Here is a 16,025-nt window from a genome sequence, read left to right as displayed (position 1 = left end):
ATTTTGCTTTAACATATTGCTGTCTACACAAATTATTTTTAAATAATCTATGAGACAGCAATATACTTACCATATATTTAATTATTTTTTATATCATCTTTTACAAATTTCAAGTAAAAATCATAAGAAAATTCTTTTTCATTAAGTCTATATTCTTCATCTAAATCAGGACCACAGCTGTTTGAGCCTATACCACTTTGCTTATAATCTATAATTAAATAAGTTGCCTCCTCTTCATTTAACTCAAAATTATGTTCTACATTAGTTAATTGATTTAGAGAAAAGTGTGAAACATTGAAAGCAAAGTCATCTTCTGATAAAACATAAACTTTACTTTTTTCATTATTAATAGATACTTCTCTACAAAAATGATGACTACCATTCTCTTGAGGTCTTATATAATCTTCGTGCATTTCAGAAACTTTTGAATTAAATCTCCCTAAATAGCAAGATGAGTTTTTATCTATATAATTTTCATATGGTCCAAATCCAAAGTAACTTACTTCTTCATAGGACTTGTCTAGCTTAAGTTCCACACCGAATCTTGGTAAATAAGGTGTTTTCATATTTTTATTACCTTTAACATGACACTTAATTAATCCTTCTGAATAAATACTCCATGTTACCTTAATATCTAAGACTCTTTCTCTATATGGTGGTATCAAGCTTAAATCACTAGTTATCTCCACCCTATTTGAAAACTCCTTAATTTCGCTATTATATACTCGTGTAGTAATTTGATTAAAACCAGCTTCAATCCATTGATTTTTAATCTTTCTATCATTATCTGTAGGTGCTCTCCAAATAATAAACTCCATTGGATCACTTATAAATACTTCTCCTAATGATTCAATAAAATCAAAAGTTCCTGTATTCTTATTGTAATTATAATTAAACTCATTATTTATAACTCTAATTTTATTAACTGTTTCTTCTATATAAAACTTTTGTTCATTAATAGTAGTTTTTATAAATTTATTAACAGATGCGATCTTCTCTACTTCATTCTTTATTATAAACTGGTCATGCCCTAGTACAACCCCCTGTTCATAAAGAGAGTTATTATATATTATTTTATACTCAAATAATATAGTGATAATTGCATTTGGTAATCCTGATATATTTAAATCATACCATTTTTCCTCTTTTGCCTTTAAACTTTCTAAACTTATCTTATCTAAGAAAATTATCTCTCCATCTAAAAGTACTTTATAGGTAACATCTAAAAATTCACCAGCATTCTTAAAATCAAGCATATTTTTTAATTTAACTCTTCTATTAACTTGATCAAATTCTAATGCTCTTATAGGTCTATTAATGTTTTTATATTCTAATAATCCAGTATGAGGAGTTCTATCTGGATAAACTAAACCATCAACACAGAAGTTTCCATCATGATTTTTCTCTCCAAAATCTCCTCCATATCCATATGCTTTTTTGCCCTTCATATCCTCTTTAATAAGTATTGCATGATCACACCATTCCCAAACATATGCTCCTGCAAACTGATCATATTTTTGAATCATTTCATCATAATCTTTTAATCCACCAGGACCATTTCCCATAGCGTGGGCATATTCACATAATATTAATGGCTTGTCTATTCCTTTTTCAAAATAATCCTTAATTTCCTCTATACCTATATACATACGACTAATAACATCAATATTAGTAAAATCATTTTTTCTTTCTTTACTAGCATAATATGCACCTTCATAATGAAGTGGACGTGTAGGGTCTAATTCCCTAGCATATTCTAATCCTCTTTCAAAATTACATCCAAATCCTGATTCATTTCCAAGAGACCACATAAAAATACAAGATCTATTCTTAAAAGGAACTATAGATGAATCAACTCTATCAATAATAACCTTCTCATAAACTTCATCATCAGCTATCATATTATAATTATCTAAATATCCTAATCCATATAATTCAACAACTCCATGAATTTCAATATCAGCTTCATTCATAACATAAAAGCCGTACTCATCACATAACTCATAAAAAATTGGAGATTTAGGATAATGAGCAGTTCTTATAGAGTTGACATTACACTCTTTCATTATTTTTAAATCCAAAATCATATCATCATATGTCATAACATATCCTTTAGTTGGATTGCTGTCATGATGATTAACTCCTCTTAACTTTATTGGAGTATTATTAATTTTTAAAATAGAATTCTCTATTTTAATTTCTCTCATACCTATTCTTTCTTTTATAACCTCATGCTCTGTTTCAATTAACAAAGTATATAAATTAGGTATCTCAGCACTCCAAAGTTCTATATCTTTAATATTTATTTCTGCTTTATTATTATCTATATTTCCAGATGAAACTATATTACTTTTAGGATCTAACAAATAATATTTAACTTCTGGATTTTCTATCGTAGATAAAATCTCAATATCTAACTTTCCTTCTTTAACTAAAAAATCTATACTTTGAGTTATTTTATAATCAACAATTCTTGACTTTGCTCTTCTCAATATATACACATCTCTAAAAATTCCAGACATTCTAAATTTGTCTTGATCCTCAAAGTAAGTACCATCACACCATTTTAAAACTAAGACTGTAACTGTATTTTTACCATTTACCAAGAACTCCGTAATATCAAACTCAGATATGCTATGAGATATCTGACTATATCCAACAAACATTCCATTTATCCAAAAATAAAAGCATGAATCAACCCCTTCAAAATTTATATTATAATCATACTTTTCAGGAAGTATCTCAACTTCAAAATCTTTCTTATAAATTCCACATGGATTATTTATAGGAACAAAAGGTGGATCATAAGGAATAGGATATTTAACATTAGTATATTGATTATAATCATATCCATTTAATTGCCAAAGAGAAGGCACATCAATATTGTCTTTAAAACTAATTTCGTTTATATCCTTAAATTCTTTTACTTTTTGTAAGCTATCGAAATAACTAAATTCCCATTTACCATTAAGTAAAAAAAAATTATCTTGCTTACTTCTATCTTTAATATTAAGAGCCTCATCAGTGTTTACAAATGGAATATAATAACTTCTTCTTGGCATCATATTTACATGTAGTTTAGAAATATCTTCATGGTATTCATTTTTTAGTATCATTTTACCCTCCTAATACATTTAGCATCATTATGTACTTATGAATCATAATTATATATTTATGAAACATAACTCCATATAAATCATTTAAAAAAATATTTTTCACCCATAATTTAATATTAATATGTAAATTAATCTTTTAAAATAGTTATAAAGTTCTAAAATATGTTATAATGTTTCTTATTAAATTCAGATTTTTTCAAACACTATAGATAATTAATATATTATTGTATCAAGACTTTATTTATATGTTTGATATAAAAACTTAATATAAAATTAGCTAGTTTTATAGGTTTAGGAGGTACAAATGCAAATACTGTGGAAAAAATATACAAAAGAAAACTTTGAAATGAATGTAGATGAATGTGGTATAGAACAAGGTATCCCAGGCTTAGGCTATAAATATGAAGTATCTAAAAATGCCGTTATACATTATGTAACTAAAGGATATGGTACATTTAAATTTAATGGTAAAGTATATAATTTAAAACAAGGTGATATATTTATACTGCTAAAAGGGATGAATGTTGAATATGTAGCCTCCATAGATGATCCTTGGGAATACTACTGGATAGGATTTAGTGGTTCAAATGCTAATGAATATTTAAATAGAACTTCTATTACTAACTCTTATGTTGCTAATTGTAAATCAAATTCAAAAATCTCCCACATAATATTAAATATGTGTGAAATATCAAAGACTTATAATCCCTCATGTTCCGATGACATACTATTATTAAAGGAACTTTATTCATTATTGTACACACTTATAGAAGAATTCCCAAAGCCTTTTGATTACAAAGATAAAGAATTACATACATATATTCAAGATGCTCTTAATTTCATTAATTCTAATTATATGAATAGTATAACTGTTCAAGAAATTGCTGATTATGTAAACCTAAGTAGAAGCTATTTATATAAAATGTTCATAAAAAACCTTGGAATTTCTCCTCAAAAATATTTAATAAATCTTAGAATGTATAAAGCAACTCTTTTATTAAAAAGCACTAAACTACCTATAGGAGAAGTTGCCAACAGTATAGGATATAGTGATTCCTTATTATTCTCAAAAACTTTTTCAAAGCATTTTTCAATGTCTCCATTACATTACAGAAATAACCAAATGAATAAAGTTAAGTAATAGTTTTATGTTATTTTTTATATAGATATTGATTTTGAACTGACCTTTTAGATTAAAAATCACACAAGTTAAAACAAAATCTAAAAATAGCTGAAAATAATTTCTTATATAAATCTAAAATCAATACTAATTTAAAATCTATCAAAAACTTAAAATATAAAAAGTATAAATGAAGCTTAACTAAAACTTCATTTATACTTTTCTTTAAACCTATTATTAACTTACTCTTGTAATACCATTTTTCAAATCATCAACTATTGCTTCATATTCTGCCTCTGATAAATTATATCTTCTTAATAACATAAAGCTTATTATTACAATAACACATGGAACCAAAGTCTGTATTAAATGAATTCCATTTAAAGTAAATGTAGATTGAGTTGAATCTGCTGTATAACCAATATATGCTAATATGTATCCACATAAGGATCCCCCAATAGCACTAGCAATTTTACTTTTAAATATATTTAAAGAGAATATCATTCCCTCTGATCTCTTTCCTGTCTTCCATTCACCATACTCAACACAATCAGCAACCATTGAAGTTAGAGTTATATATCCTGCTCCATCAAAAATTCCACTTATAAAGTTTATAACTATCATTAAAGGTAATGAAGAATATGATAGTAAAAATATTAAAAATGATCCAGCTGCACCAGCTAATAATCCTAAAAGTGCAGTATTTCTTTTACCTAACTTTTTTGTTAAAAATGGTGACATTACTCCACCTAATATACTTGCTCCCATACCAACTGAACTAACTACTGGAATCATCATTTCTGCATTAAAATTATATTTTACATAATATATAGCTATTGTATTTTTTATTGATCCACTTAGTTCTAACACTAACATTGATAATAAAACTATTCTTAAAGGCTTATTTGTTTTTAATAGATTTATAAATTGTTTAAACCCTTGTTTTTCTTTTTTCTTAGCAGCCTTATCATTAATTTCTCTAATTCCAAAGGCAGTAATCCAAGTAAATATAGTAGCAAAACAAACATATATTATTGTCACAGTTGTCCAACTTCCAATAATTGATACAAGAGGTATAGTAAGTGTTAGAATTATAAAATTACCTACATACGCTATTGTTCTCGCTGATGTAACAATCTTAGTTTTTCCCTCAGAAGATCTTGTAATATTGGCAGATAATGACCAATATGGTATATCCATAGCAGTAAAAGATATGCCCCAAAATATATATGCTATGTATATCCATATAATTTTACCACTATAACTTAAATCTGGTGCTGAAAAGCACATGATTGTTGCTATTCCCATGAAAATAGGAACAACAAACAGATAAGGTCTACTCTTTCCAATTTTAGTATTAGTATTATCAACTATAACCCCCATTATAGGATCTGTTATTGCATCTATAACCCTTGCCACCAGAAATAATGTTCCTATGGCAGCCGCTCCTACTTTAAAACTATCTGTTAAAAAAATTAAAAGATAGGAACTAATCAATGCATATATCATATTATTTCCTAAACTTCCCATACTATAAGTAAGTAAAGTCTTTATAGAAACATCATCACTTTTGTCAATTTGTCTATTTCTTAGTGTATTCAAACCATCACCTCTATATTTTACTAATAAAATCTTTGTAATACCCGTTTAATTAAACCACTTAAAAGAAATCGATTTCTTAATCTTCGTATATATTATTACAAAATTTTGTTAATAATCAAATAGAATTAAGTTTCTAAAATATTGATTTATATTTCCTAATTAAATATAGAGTGTATTTATAAACTTTAAACTCTGAATTATAATATAATTTATATTTTGAATTTATAATGAAATATAAAAAAGGCTGTAGTTTAAAACTACAGCCTATAACAATCTAAAATTATCTTCTATTTTGTTGTTGTTGTTTCTTAGCTCTTCTACAAGCTAAACATCTTGTTGGCTCGTTATCGAATCCTTTTTCTTTGTAGAATTCTTGCTCTCCTACTGTAAATACGAATTCACTTCCGCAATCTCTACATACTAATGTCTTATCTGTCATATTATATTCCTCCTAAAATTAAAGATTCTAAATTGATATAATAATCTCTAATCTACGAGAAACTATTTATCTAATTAAAACTTTTTTCTTTTTTATTAGCATTTCTGCTACTCATTTATAATAACATGCTATTTATTTTTTTGCAATACTTTTTTAAAAAATTATTCAAAAAAATTTTTAATTAATAATTGATAGCTTATATAACTATAATCCTTTTAAATAATGTTGTAATTTAATTATTTACTTTATCAATGTATTTTAAGTTTTTTATTTATAAGTTTAATATCTACTCTACTTTAACTAAATAGTTTTAAATATTACGCTTATTTCACTACCAATACCTATAATACTATTAACATTAACAACCCCATCATGTCCTTCAATAATTTCCTTACTAATAGCCATACCAAGACCTGAAGACTTAATTCCTTCAATAGTATTTTTTCCTCTATAATATCTATTAAAAATATTTTCAAGGTTTTCTTTTGATATTCCTTGTCCATTATCTTTAATATTAATGACTACCTCTTCCTTTATCTTTTCAATTTTAATATTGATAATAGTATCTTTAGAATTATGAACTAATCCATTAATAATAAAATTATTTAATGCTCTCTTTATATACTTCTCATCACATAAAATATTTATATCTTCATCAATATAATCAATCTTTATCTCTCTATCTGAAAACTCTAAAGAATTTAATATATCAATAACTACCTCTCTTGTAATATCTACAATGTTATTCTTTTTCATATTAAAAGGTAAGACTTTATTTCTAAGCTTATAAATTAAAGATAAATCATCTATAAGGCTCTGCATGTACTCTGCTTTATCTTCCATTATTTCACCATATCTTTTTGCCTCTTCAATAGTTATTTCATAATCCTTAGAGGATAATAATTCTGAATATCCCTTTATAGAACTTAAAGGTGTTTTTAAATCATGAGCGATATTAGCAATCCATTGTTCCTTTGCTTCTTCTATTTTTTCTCTCTCAATTTTATTTCTGTTTAAAGCTTCAGAAAGGCTGTGTATATTTTCATCTACATTTTTATATACGAAATCCCTACTTCTTCTCTTAAGAAATTTACCTTCCTTTAATGTCTCAATATCATCCATTATATCTCCAATAGGTTCAACTAATATCTTACTAAAGAAATATCCTATAACTAAAGTTAAGGCTATTGCTAATATTCCCATATAAATAATTTGAAACTTAAAACCTTCATCAGTAAATGTAAATTTGTGACTAAATACTTTATCTATTGGAAAGCCAATAACTAAAGTATTATTAGAATCTACTTCATTAATTTCATCTATAGCTAAAGTGGCTGGGTGGGAATAATTCCAAGGATATGTCTTATAATCAACAATCTCTACCGTTGTGTATTTATTAGGCACACTTTCTGGCTTATTTACTTCAAATATCTGCTTATTATCTTTATCTAAAATCTGCAACCATATATTATTTTTAATTAATAAGTCTTTTCTATTATTATTAATAACATATTTACCATCTAAAAAACTAATATCACCCTTAGTTGCTTCTGTGAATTCATTGACATTAAAGCTTGTATTAAATAATTCTTCTCCAAAAGAAATATTGTTTTTCATTGTAAAAACATTCATTAATCCAAAAATTAAAAACCCTATTTGAAATAAAATTATATTACTTAGAAGAAACATAAATATTAATTTTTTCTTCATTTTACTTTACCACCAACTTATAACCTAACCCCTTAAGAGTTTTTATATATTCAGGATTACTTGAATCGTCCTCAAGCTTTTCTCTTAAATGTCTTATATGAACCATTATAGTATTGTCATTACCATCATAATCATAACCCCAAATCTTTTCACAAAGGGTATTTTTGCTAAATATTTTATTTTTATTTTTAGCTAAAAATAATATAAGAGTATATTCCTTAGCTGTTAAGTTTACTATCTCTCCTGCTTTTTTAACTTCTCCAGCATCTTCATTTATAACAACATCTCCAAATATTATTAATTCACTTTTACTCTTTACTTTGACATAACTACTTCTTCTAATTTGAGCCTTTATTCTTAAAACTACCTCTCTTAAATTAAAAGGTTTTGTAACATAATCATCTCCTCCTGACTCTAATCCTTGAAGTTTATTATTATCCTCATCTTTTGCAGTTAAAAATATTATGGGACAAAATGAAAAGCTTCTAATTTTTTCACAAACCCTATAGCCATCTATATCAGGTAAGCTTACATCTAAAATGATAATATCAGGATTTAAATCCCTTGCCATCAATATTCCATCTATGCCATTAGTGGCTTCATATATATTTTTAAAACCTTCTTTACTTAAAACTTCTCTTAAAAGATCTAATAACTGTTTTTCATCATCTACTAATAAAATTTTCTTATCTAAAAAAATACTTTCATCTATCATCTTATTCCCCATTTTTCTTTTAAACTTCACATTTATTTTATCATAATTTCTTATTGCTAGTTAATGAGGTACTTAGCTTATAAAAACCCTAATCTCTTGATAAATATTCTTAAATAAGCATCCTCAAATTTTAAATTAAACTGCCAAGTCTTCAGAAGTAAACTTTATTAAATCTAGACAAAAGATTAATACTGATAAAATAATTGATAAGATTATTACAAAAACTAATTGCCAATTATTTAAAGTTCCAGATGATACAACTAAGGAATATGTCCATGGTGCAAAGATCCAATAATCACTTTGTACAATGAAAAACCCAGTTATCAAAAAAAATAGCCCTAATACTAAAGGTGCAATCACTGAAATAAAATTTCTTGCTACTACGAAAAGTAATAAGACTATAGGCATAGTTGTTAAAAACACTAAAATAAGATTTATAAGTATTGAAAAATTTATACTTCCACCTAAAAAAACTGTAACTAACATAGTGAAAATTAAAAATGCCAATAGTGAAATTCCTATTAATATAAATATTGTGAATATCTTTGAAATATATATTTTCCATCTCTTTATAGGTAGTGTTAATAATCTCCTCCAACCATTATCAGCATTTTCTATTTTAGTTATGGTACAAACCAAATAAATTATTAATAAATTCAATAGCATCCCTATATAAACCGATGATGATAATCCAAAAACAACTTCCATTATTGCAGTTGAATCTATTTTATCTCTAACCACATTATATAATCCTATTGCTATAGATATTGCTGGCAAAGATGTTATAACCGCTAATAAAAAAAGATTAAACTTTTTAATTTTCAAAAATTCTATTCTTAGTAAATCCATAATACCTCTCCCCTTAATATATTTTCTTAAACTTAAAATACTTGCAGATTATAAAAGCGCCTATTACTATAACTATTGCTGAACCACCCGAAACATAAATAATCTCTTGCCTCTCTTGAGTTATGGAAAACATTGCATAGTTATATGGGTTAAAATATCTTATTGGATTTTCATTATAATATATATTTGATGATAAAATACTTAGCAATGCTGCAATTCCAAATGATATTAATACATTCTTATTTTTTATACTGAAAAATAATTGTATTATCATCACAGCAGAACTTGCTACTAATTGTATTGCCATCATGTTTAAAAAATAGTCCCATGGAATAGCTTCTGGAAAGTTAAATACCTTTCCTACCATAATTAATGCTATTATATTAATTACTAACATCATAATTAATATTATTAAAGCTGTAATATATTTTGAAAATAATATTTGCCACATTTTAATCGGCTTAGTTAAAGTCAATGTCCAACCATTGTTCTTGTATTCTGTTTCAAATAATTGTCCTAAGATAATAGCAGCAAATAAAGGCATAAAATCATTAAAATAAAGTATTCTTTGCTCCTTAATTAATATATTCCAAGATGTTAGTTCCTTTCCAGCAGCATTAGGTAAAAGCCAACTTTCATACCTTACTGACAAATCGAAGACTAAAAGAAATGCTATTCCAATAGGTAAAAGCATCATCATTAATAATAATAAATTTCTTTTTTCCTTTAAAAACTCATTTTTAACTAAAGTGAAAATCATAACTCTTCCTCCTTAGTTAAAGCTAAAAATATATCTTCAAGAGAGTTGCTTTCACAACTTAAATAATTTACATCATAGCCTGCTAATATAATCATTCTGCATATTTTACTAGCTAATACTTTATTACCTGAAACAATTAACTTATCTTCATTCTCATTTACTCTATAATTCTTAGAAGTTAATATTTTTCTTACTTCCTTCTTACAATTTTTAAAATCCTCTAATCCTAAAACTACATTATCTGTGCCTTTTTCTTTTAATTTTTCTAATGTCCCTTGATATATTAATTTTCCCTTATTTATTACACCAACATTATCTGCTATAAGCTCAATTTCGCTTAAAATATGGCTAGATATAATAACTGTAATACCTTTTTCCTTAGGTAGAGATTTTATAAGCTCCCTAATTTCCAAAATTCCTGCTGGATCTAATCCATTAGTTGGTTCATCTAAAATAAGCAACTTAGGGTTTCCAATAAGAGCTTCCGCAATCCCAAGCCTTTGTTTCATCCCTAAAGAAAATTCTCTAACCTTTTTATTTCTCACATCCCATAGTCTTACTGTCTTTAATACTTCTTCTATTGATTTTTTTTCTAGCTTTAATACTCTTCTTACAATGTCTAAATTTTCATATGCCGTTAAATGTCCATAATAAGATGGACTTTCTACCAATGCACCTATCTGACTTAAAATCTCCTCCCTGTTTTTGTTTATATCCATATTTAATATTTTTACCTGCCCTTTAGTAGCCTTTACTAATCCAAGTAAAATCTTCAAAGTAGTAGATTTTCCTGCTCCATTAGATCCTAAGAATCCATAAATCTTTTCTTCCTCTATTTTTAAATTAATATTATCTATTGCCTTAAACCCTTTAAATTCTTTACTTAAATCTATAGTTTCAACTATATAATTTCCCATGTTATTCCTCCTACATTAAACTTCATGAAAATTATATTATTACAAGCTTAAACCCTCTTTTTGTTCACCTTAATTCTTCCTTAATTTTCTAAATTATCATCTAATTTATATCTAGTTAAATAATAAAAAAAGAAAAAAATCTACTTTTTAAAATTCTTCTAGCAAAATCTTATTTAACTAAAAAGACTTTATCTTTACATAATAAAATCTTTAATTAGTTTTAAAAAAATAATATACTTAATAATGACAACATATTAATTAGATTAGATTGAGGAGTTTATATATGAGAAAAAAAGATATACTTGAATTAAAAAAGCGTTTTAAAAAAGATCACTGCACCTTTACTAAAATGTGTGGTTGCTATGTTAATGGAGAAAAACATATTATTTTAAATTTTAGAGAAACTTTTCTAAATTTAGATGAAGATGAATACTTTAAATACTTAGAGATTGCTAAAAAAGTTATGTCTGGAACTATTGGAAATAACATTCTAGAACTTAACTTTCCACTAAATGAGGATCTTGTGAACGAAAGACAGGTTTCTCTTATGCAATTAAAAAATAGTCAATTAAAGGATGATGAACTTCTTAATGATTTTTATAAATTAGTTATAGATAATTATGATTATACAGGTAACTTTTTAATACTTCTTTTCCATGATGCTTATGATGTTATCACTAAAACTAAAGATAATCTTAAGGTAGATGAATCTGAAGAAGTATATGAATACATCCTATGTGCAGTATGTCCAGTTTCCCTTTCAGGTCCTGGTCTTAGATACTTTGAGGAAGAAAACCAAATAAAAGCACGTATTAGAGATTGGGTAGTTGAAGCCCCTGCTAATGGCTTTGTATTCCCTGCGTTTATTGATCGTAGTTCAGATGTTAACTCTGTTATGTACTACACTAAAAATGCCAAGGATACTCACCCAGAATTAATGGAAAATGTCTTAGGCTGTGCCTCAAGACAAACTGCTACTATACAAAAACAAACATTCCAATCAATTATCAAGGATTCTTTTTTAGATGAAGAAAAAGCTGAAAAAGTCTTTATGGAAGTACAAGAAAACTTAAATAATATGATAGAAGAACATAATTCTATGTATGAAGATACTCCAGACAGTGAGCCTATAGCTTTAACAGAGAAAGATATTCAAAGCATATTAATAGAAAGTGGTATTTCTGAAGATGTTACTACTCAGATTGAAAAATCTTATTTAGAAAACTTTGGTGAAGATCTTCCTCTAGCAGAAAGCTTACTTGATACAAAAACACTTAAAGCAAATGAGCAAAGAAAAAAAGAAGAACGTCTTGAAAAACAAGTGGAAGTACTTAAAACTAGACTTGAAGAAGTAAAAAAGGAAGCTGCTATAGATAAAGAAGTTGATAATTTTACAGAAGTTGATGATGATAGCATAGTTTCAGATGAATCTCTAGAAACTGATTCTGAAGAAATTTCAGATATTAATCTAGAAGATGACATTAATAACAATGAATATGATGTTGTGCTTCAAGTAAAACCTGAAAAAATACCTCAAATAAAATCTCAAATAATTGATGGTCAAAAATGTATAGTTATTCCTGTTGATGAGGATGAACAAGCTACAGTCAATGGCTTAGATGATTTAATTTAGATTATCTAAATTAATAAGTAAAATTATATTATTTCTTTTCAGTTCTAATATTAATCTTTTATATTAAAAATAGTAGATAATTTTCGAAAATTATCTACTATTTTATCTTTAATATGTTATATCTTTATCATTACATATCTTGGTTAACTTTTGTATTTGGCTATGTTTTAAACTAGTGTTGATTTTTAGATAGAACTGTAAGACCATCTTAATGAGTAGTTAGTATTGCATCATTTACGTAAGAATAATAGCGTTAAGAAGCTTTTTATGTTTGAGCGGATCGAGTTTAAAAGCTTTAGCTATTATTCTGGAGTAGATGATAGCAATACTTTTCGAAATTAAGTTAGGTCTGAATGGCTAGCTAAAAATCAACATTCACCTAAAACAGAACCTAATATTTTAATCTCATTGATATATTGTAATATTTTAATTTAAGTATAAAATATCTTGTTTTTCTTCTAAATCAAAATATTTTATGTCTTTATTTTTCTTCTCACAATTTAAGTTAATTGCACAAATTCTTCTATTAGTAGAAACAGTATAATAATATGTCAAACTTTCAGAACAAATAGCTGACATGCATAAGGTTTTCTCATAATAAGTTCCCTTATAGTCCCCACTTGGTACATTAACTGCCTTTATGCCATCTGGTATATCTACCGTTGAAAAACAATGAAACATTCTTGTTATTCCATCTATCTCATTTTCTCCTAATGGTGCAAAGTTTTTCATTAATGCAACCTTTATAAATCTTGATGGTGAAGAATAATCTCCTGGTATAACCATTCCTGTAATCTCATATTGATTAAAATTTTCTCCACAAATCACCTTAGATTCAATAGCTTCGTTGTTTACCCAAGAATAATTATTTAAATTCTGTTTATGCCAAACATAATTAGGGCTATTAGTCATAACTCCAATAGTTTTTCTATGAACAGTTAGTCCATCTTCATCTGGCTCAATTATTATTGTTTCTCCACTTCTATCAGAAAATATATAATGAACTGGTATAGGTTCTCCAAAGACATTTTCATCTTTTAAATTTATTTTTTTAACTATCTTAATTATATCTTCTATATTAGAACATCCCCCTAATATATAGCTTATAAAAAATCCTGGATTAATATCTATTGCATCATGAACTTTGTTCCTATCATACTTTGCAAACTGTGGATAATGAAGTAAAGCTCCCATAAGTCCTTTATCATTTACTCCATCAACTAATATTGGCGTTTTTAGTCCTAATATTGCCATTCCAACAAATGGATGTTTAACAAAAACTTTATTCTCCTCTACTGTTTCATTATCTAAATAAATCTCATATCCTTTTGGAACAACAATAATTTTATTTCTATCTAAAGTTCCAAATTGATCATAAGTTCTTCCTAATAAATGTTTGTTATTATTTGTTTTCCATGTAAAACTACTACACCCTAAGTTCATAATTATACTCTCCCTTCAACCTTGTAAATATATTTTTATTTTTTACTTAGTTAAGGTGGCCACCTAACTTATTTTTGATTATAAACATTAGAGCTAGTCCATGGTCAATAATTATTTTTCTGTTTTTAAATATATTTTTACAAAATACTTTACTTCCTTGTTTTTCTTAGGTAAATAAAATTCATATTCTATAAAAACAAAGTTGTCTTTATTACATTTAAAATACTTATTAATACTCAATATATACTTATTAATTTCATCTACTGTTCCATAAAAATCTGTTACAACAAATTTTCCATCTATGTTTTTGCAAACAATTTTATCTTTATTCTTTGATTCGTCTAAAAATTCATCTATACTCTTATTCGACTTTATAAAAAGTATATTTTCTTCTTCAATGATCTCTTTATCATCATGTATCTTATAAAAGTATAAATAAGCCTCATCCTTTAAATCTATTAACCTATTTTCTAATTTAGAGTCATTATCTAAACTTAGAGCACTTTTTAACTTTACTTCATAAAGCTTTAAACTTATATTTTCTATATTCAAATTAGAAAAGTCATACTCATTTTTAAAATTAATTATTCTATTTATTATCTCTCCACTGATATTTAATGATGCCTCTAATTTTTTAAGTTCCAAAACCTTTTGTTCTATTATTTCCTTTTGTCTTTGTATTAGATTATAGTAATCTTCTATTTCTCCACTTTCTATAACCTCCTTTATGTCACTTAATGATATTCCTAAATATTTTATTCCCAAGATTAACCCTAATTGTTCTAAATGTCTCATATCATAAAATCTATAACTATTTTCTTCATTGATCTCTGGTGTTAAAATCCCTATTTTATCATAGTATCTTAAAGTGTCCTTACTTATATTAAATAATCTTGCTACAGTACCTATAGATAGTTTCATATTTGTCACCTCTCATTAATCTTATATATCCAATTATATAGTATGGAGTTACTCAAATGCATATATTTTCAATTGCTTATTGACCTTAGAGTTACTCTATTGTTTATAATTATTAATTGTAGACAACACCTCTTGAAAGGATGATATGATTTATGAAAAATGTAATATATAGAGATATAAAAAAAGAAGATTTAAAAGAAATTGAAGAATTAATTAGAGATGCCTTTGGATTTAACAACTTTATTCATAATAAAGAACTTTTAGATATGATAACAACTCTTTATCTTGAAGAAACCATTGCTGAAAGCTCTTTTATTAAAGTTGCATCTAAAGATGATAAAGTTTTAGGAGTTATATTATGTAATGCCACTAAAGACTCAACTAACTATAATCATCTTTTTATCCATTTAAATCAAGAGAACTTTCCTACTACTCTCCCTATAAAAAATGATAAAGACAAAAATGAAACCAATGAGTTTCTTAAAATAAAAGATGCTTATTATGAACTATTAAAAGGAAAAGAATCTCTTTTTGATAGCTCTATTAATTTATTTATTGTATCCAAAGAAGCTAGAGGACTTGGAATTGGCAAAACTTTGTTAAGCTATTCTCTCAAATATATGAATTCTGTGGGTACTTCTTCTCTCTATTTATTTACAGATACTAGATGTAATTATGGATTTTATGAAAGCCAAGGTTTTAATCGCTTAGAAGAAAAAAATGTTTATATAAAAACTATGGAATCAAATATTAAAACATTCTTATACAGTTATTCCCGTTAGTGATGATGAACAATCTAC

13 protein-coding genes are annotated in these 16,025 nt (G+C 26.2%); 3 read left to right on the top strand and 10 right to left on the bottom strand.

Features of this window, described 5'->3' with window-relative positions:
• Positions 1-77 precede the first annotated feature (77 nt).
• Positions 78-3,116, bottom strand: coding sequence for a glycoside hydrolase family 2 TIM barrel-domain containing protein (locus AC2A4K_RS04870; RefSeq protein ID WP_322504090.1), 3,039 nt, complete (start codon positions 3,114-3,116; stop codon positions 78-80).
• Between the two features lie 304 nt (positions 3,117-3,420).
• Between AC2A4K_RS04870 and AC2A4K_RS04865 the strand changes: the two genes are divergently transcribed.
• Positions 3,421-4,257, top strand: coding sequence for an AraC family transcriptional regulator (locus AC2A4K_RS04865; protein WP_322504091.1), 837 nt, complete (start codon positions 3,421-3,423; stop codon positions 4,255-4,257).
• Positions 4,258-4,473: 216 nt separating this feature from the next.
• Here AC2A4K_RS04865 and AC2A4K_RS04860 read toward each other — a convergent pair whose 3' ends face one another.
• The 7 genes from AC2A4K_RS04860 to AC2A4K_RS04830 form a co-directional block, all read right to left on the bottom strand.
• Positions 4,474-5,838: an MFS transporter gene (locus tag AC2A4K_RS04860; RefSeq protein ID WP_322504092.1), complete on the bottom strand. Its 1,365-nt coding sequence runs from the start codon at positions 5,836-5,838 to the stop codon at positions 4,474-4,476.
• A 280-nt stretch (positions 5,839-6,118) separates the two neighbouring features.
• Positions 6,119-6,277 (bottom strand): zinc-ribbon domain-containing protein, encoded by a 159-nt coding sequence (locus AC2A4K_RS04855; RefSeq protein ID WP_322504093.1) that lies wholly within the window; start codon positions 6,275-6,277, stop codon positions 6,119-6,121.
• A 300-nt stretch (positions 6,278-6,577) separates the two neighbouring features.
• Positions 6,578-7,987, bottom strand: coding sequence for a sensor histidine kinase (locus AC2A4K_RS04850; protein WP_322504094.1), 1,410 nt, complete (start codon positions 7,985-7,987; stop codon positions 6,578-6,580).
• A gap of 1 nt (position 7,988) precedes the next feature.
• Positions 7,989-8,702 (bottom strand): response regulator transcription factor, encoded by a 714-nt coding sequence (locus AC2A4K_RS04845; protein ID WP_322504095.1) that lies wholly within the window; start codon positions 8,700-8,702, stop codon positions 7,989-7,991.
• Positions 8,703-8,837: 135 nt separating this feature from the next.
• Positions 8,838-9,551 carry an ABC transporter permease gene (locus AC2A4K_RS04840; protein ID WP_322504096.1) on the bottom strand — a complete coding sequence of 238 codons (714 nt, stop codon included), beginning with the start codon at positions 9,549-9,551 and terminating at the stop codon, positions 8,838-8,840.
• A gap of 13 nt (positions 9,552-9,564) precedes the next feature.
• The gene (locus AC2A4K_RS04835; protein ID WP_322504097.1) at positions 9,565-10,311 is read right to left on the bottom strand and encodes an ABC transporter permease; all 747 of its coding nucleotides are present in this window, start codon (positions 10,309-10,311) and stop codon (positions 9,565-9,567) included.
• Entirely contained in the window at positions 10,308-11,228 is a 921-nt protein-coding gene (locus AC2A4K_RS04830; RefSeq protein WP_322504098.1) for an ABC transporter ATP-binding protein, read from the bottom strand. Before AC2A4K_RS04830 ends, AC2A4K_RS04835 begins: the two co-directional genes overlap by 4 nt.
• A gap of 283 nt (positions 11,229-11,511) precedes the next feature.
• On the opposite strand from AC2A4K_RS04830, the gene AC2A4K_RS04825 reads away from it, so the two are divergent.
• On the top strand, positions 11,512-12,861 hold the full coding sequence (locus AC2A4K_RS04825) for a DUF4317 domain-containing protein (protein ID WP_322504099.1): 1,350 nt from the start codon (positions 11,512-11,514) through the stop codon (positions 12,859-12,861).
• A 426-nt stretch (positions 12,862-13,287) separates the two neighbouring features.
• Here the strand turns inward: AC2A4K_RS04825 and AC2A4K_RS04820 are convergent, their stop codons facing one another.
• The gene (locus AC2A4K_RS04820; protein WP_322504100.1) at positions 13,288-14,304 is read right to left on the bottom strand and encodes a linear amide C-N hydrolase; all 1,017 of its coding nucleotides are present in this window, start codon (positions 14,302-14,304) and stop codon (positions 13,288-13,290) included.
• Between the two features lie 111 nt (positions 14,305-14,415).
• Positions 14,416-15,225, bottom strand: coding sequence for a MerR family transcriptional regulator (locus tag AC2A4K_RS04815; RefSeq protein ID WP_322504101.1), 810 nt, complete (start codon positions 15,223-15,225; stop codon positions 14,416-14,418).
• A gap of 152 nt (positions 15,226-15,377) precedes the next feature.
• Between AC2A4K_RS04815 and AC2A4K_RS04810 the strand changes: the two genes are divergently transcribed.
• On the top strand, positions 15,378-16,007 hold the full coding sequence (locus AC2A4K_RS04810) for a GNAT family N-acetyltransferase (protein WP_322504102.1): 630 nt from the start codon (positions 15,378-15,380) through the stop codon (positions 16,005-16,007).
• Positions 16,008-16,025 lie beyond the last annotated feature (18 nt).

This window comes from Clostridium sp. LIBA-8841, from assembly GCF_057782475.1.
The sequence above is the reverse complement of the archived record's forward strand: the minus strand, read 5'-3'. Positions and strand labels throughout refer to the sequence as shown.

What these genes read in the sequence shown, in the direction of transcription:
- AC2A4K_RS04870 (WP_322504090.1), bottom strand. Translation starts at nt 3,116, where the DNA reads ATGATACTAAAAAATGAATACCATGAAGATATTTCTAAACTACATGTA.
- AC2A4K_RS04865 (WP_322504091.1), top strand. Translation starts at nt 3,421, where the DNA reads ATGCAAATACTGTGGAAAAAATATACAAAAGAAAACTTTGAAATGAAT.
- AC2A4K_RS04855 (WP_322504093.1), bottom strand. Translation starts at nt 6,277, where the DNA reads ATGACAGATAAGACATTAGTATGTAGAGATTGCGGAAGTGAATTCGTA.
- AC2A4K_RS04850 (WP_322504094.1), bottom strand. Translation starts at nt 7,987, where the DNA reads ATGAAGAAAAAATTAATATTTATGTTTCTTCTAAGTAATATAATTTTA.
- AC2A4K_RS04845 (WP_322504095.1), bottom strand. Translation starts at nt 8,702, where the DNA reads ATGATAGATGAAAGTATTTTTTTAGATAAGAAAATTTTATTAGTAGAT.
- AC2A4K_RS04840 (WP_322504096.1), bottom strand. Translation starts at nt 9,551, where the DNA reads ATGGATTTACTAAGAATAGAATTTTTGAAAATTAAAAAGTTTAATCTT.
- AC2A4K_RS04835 (WP_322504097.1), bottom strand. Translation starts at nt 10,311, where the DNA reads ATGATTTTCACTTTAGTTAAAAATGAGTTTTTAAAGGAAAAAAGAAAT.
- AC2A4K_RS04830 (WP_322504098.1), bottom strand. Translation starts at nt 11,228, where the DNA reads ATGGGAAATTATATAGTTGAAACTATAGATTTAAGTAAAGAATTTAAA.
- AC2A4K_RS04825 (WP_322504099.1), top strand. Translation starts at nt 11,512, where the DNA reads ATGAGAAAAAAAGATATACTTGAATTAAAAAAGCGTTTTAAAAAAGAT.
- AC2A4K_RS04820 (WP_322504100.1), bottom strand. Translation starts at nt 14,304, where the DNA reads ATGAACTTAGGGTGTAGTAGTTTTACATGGAAAACAAATAATAACAAA.
- AC2A4K_RS04815 (WP_322504101.1), bottom strand. Translation starts at nt 15,225, where the DNA reads ATGAAACTATCTATAGGTACTGTAGCAAGATTATTTAATATAAGTAAG.
- AC2A4K_RS04810 (WP_322504102.1), top strand. Translation starts at nt 15,378, where the DNA reads ATGAAAAATGTAATATATAGAGATATAAAAAAAGAAGATTTAAAAGAA.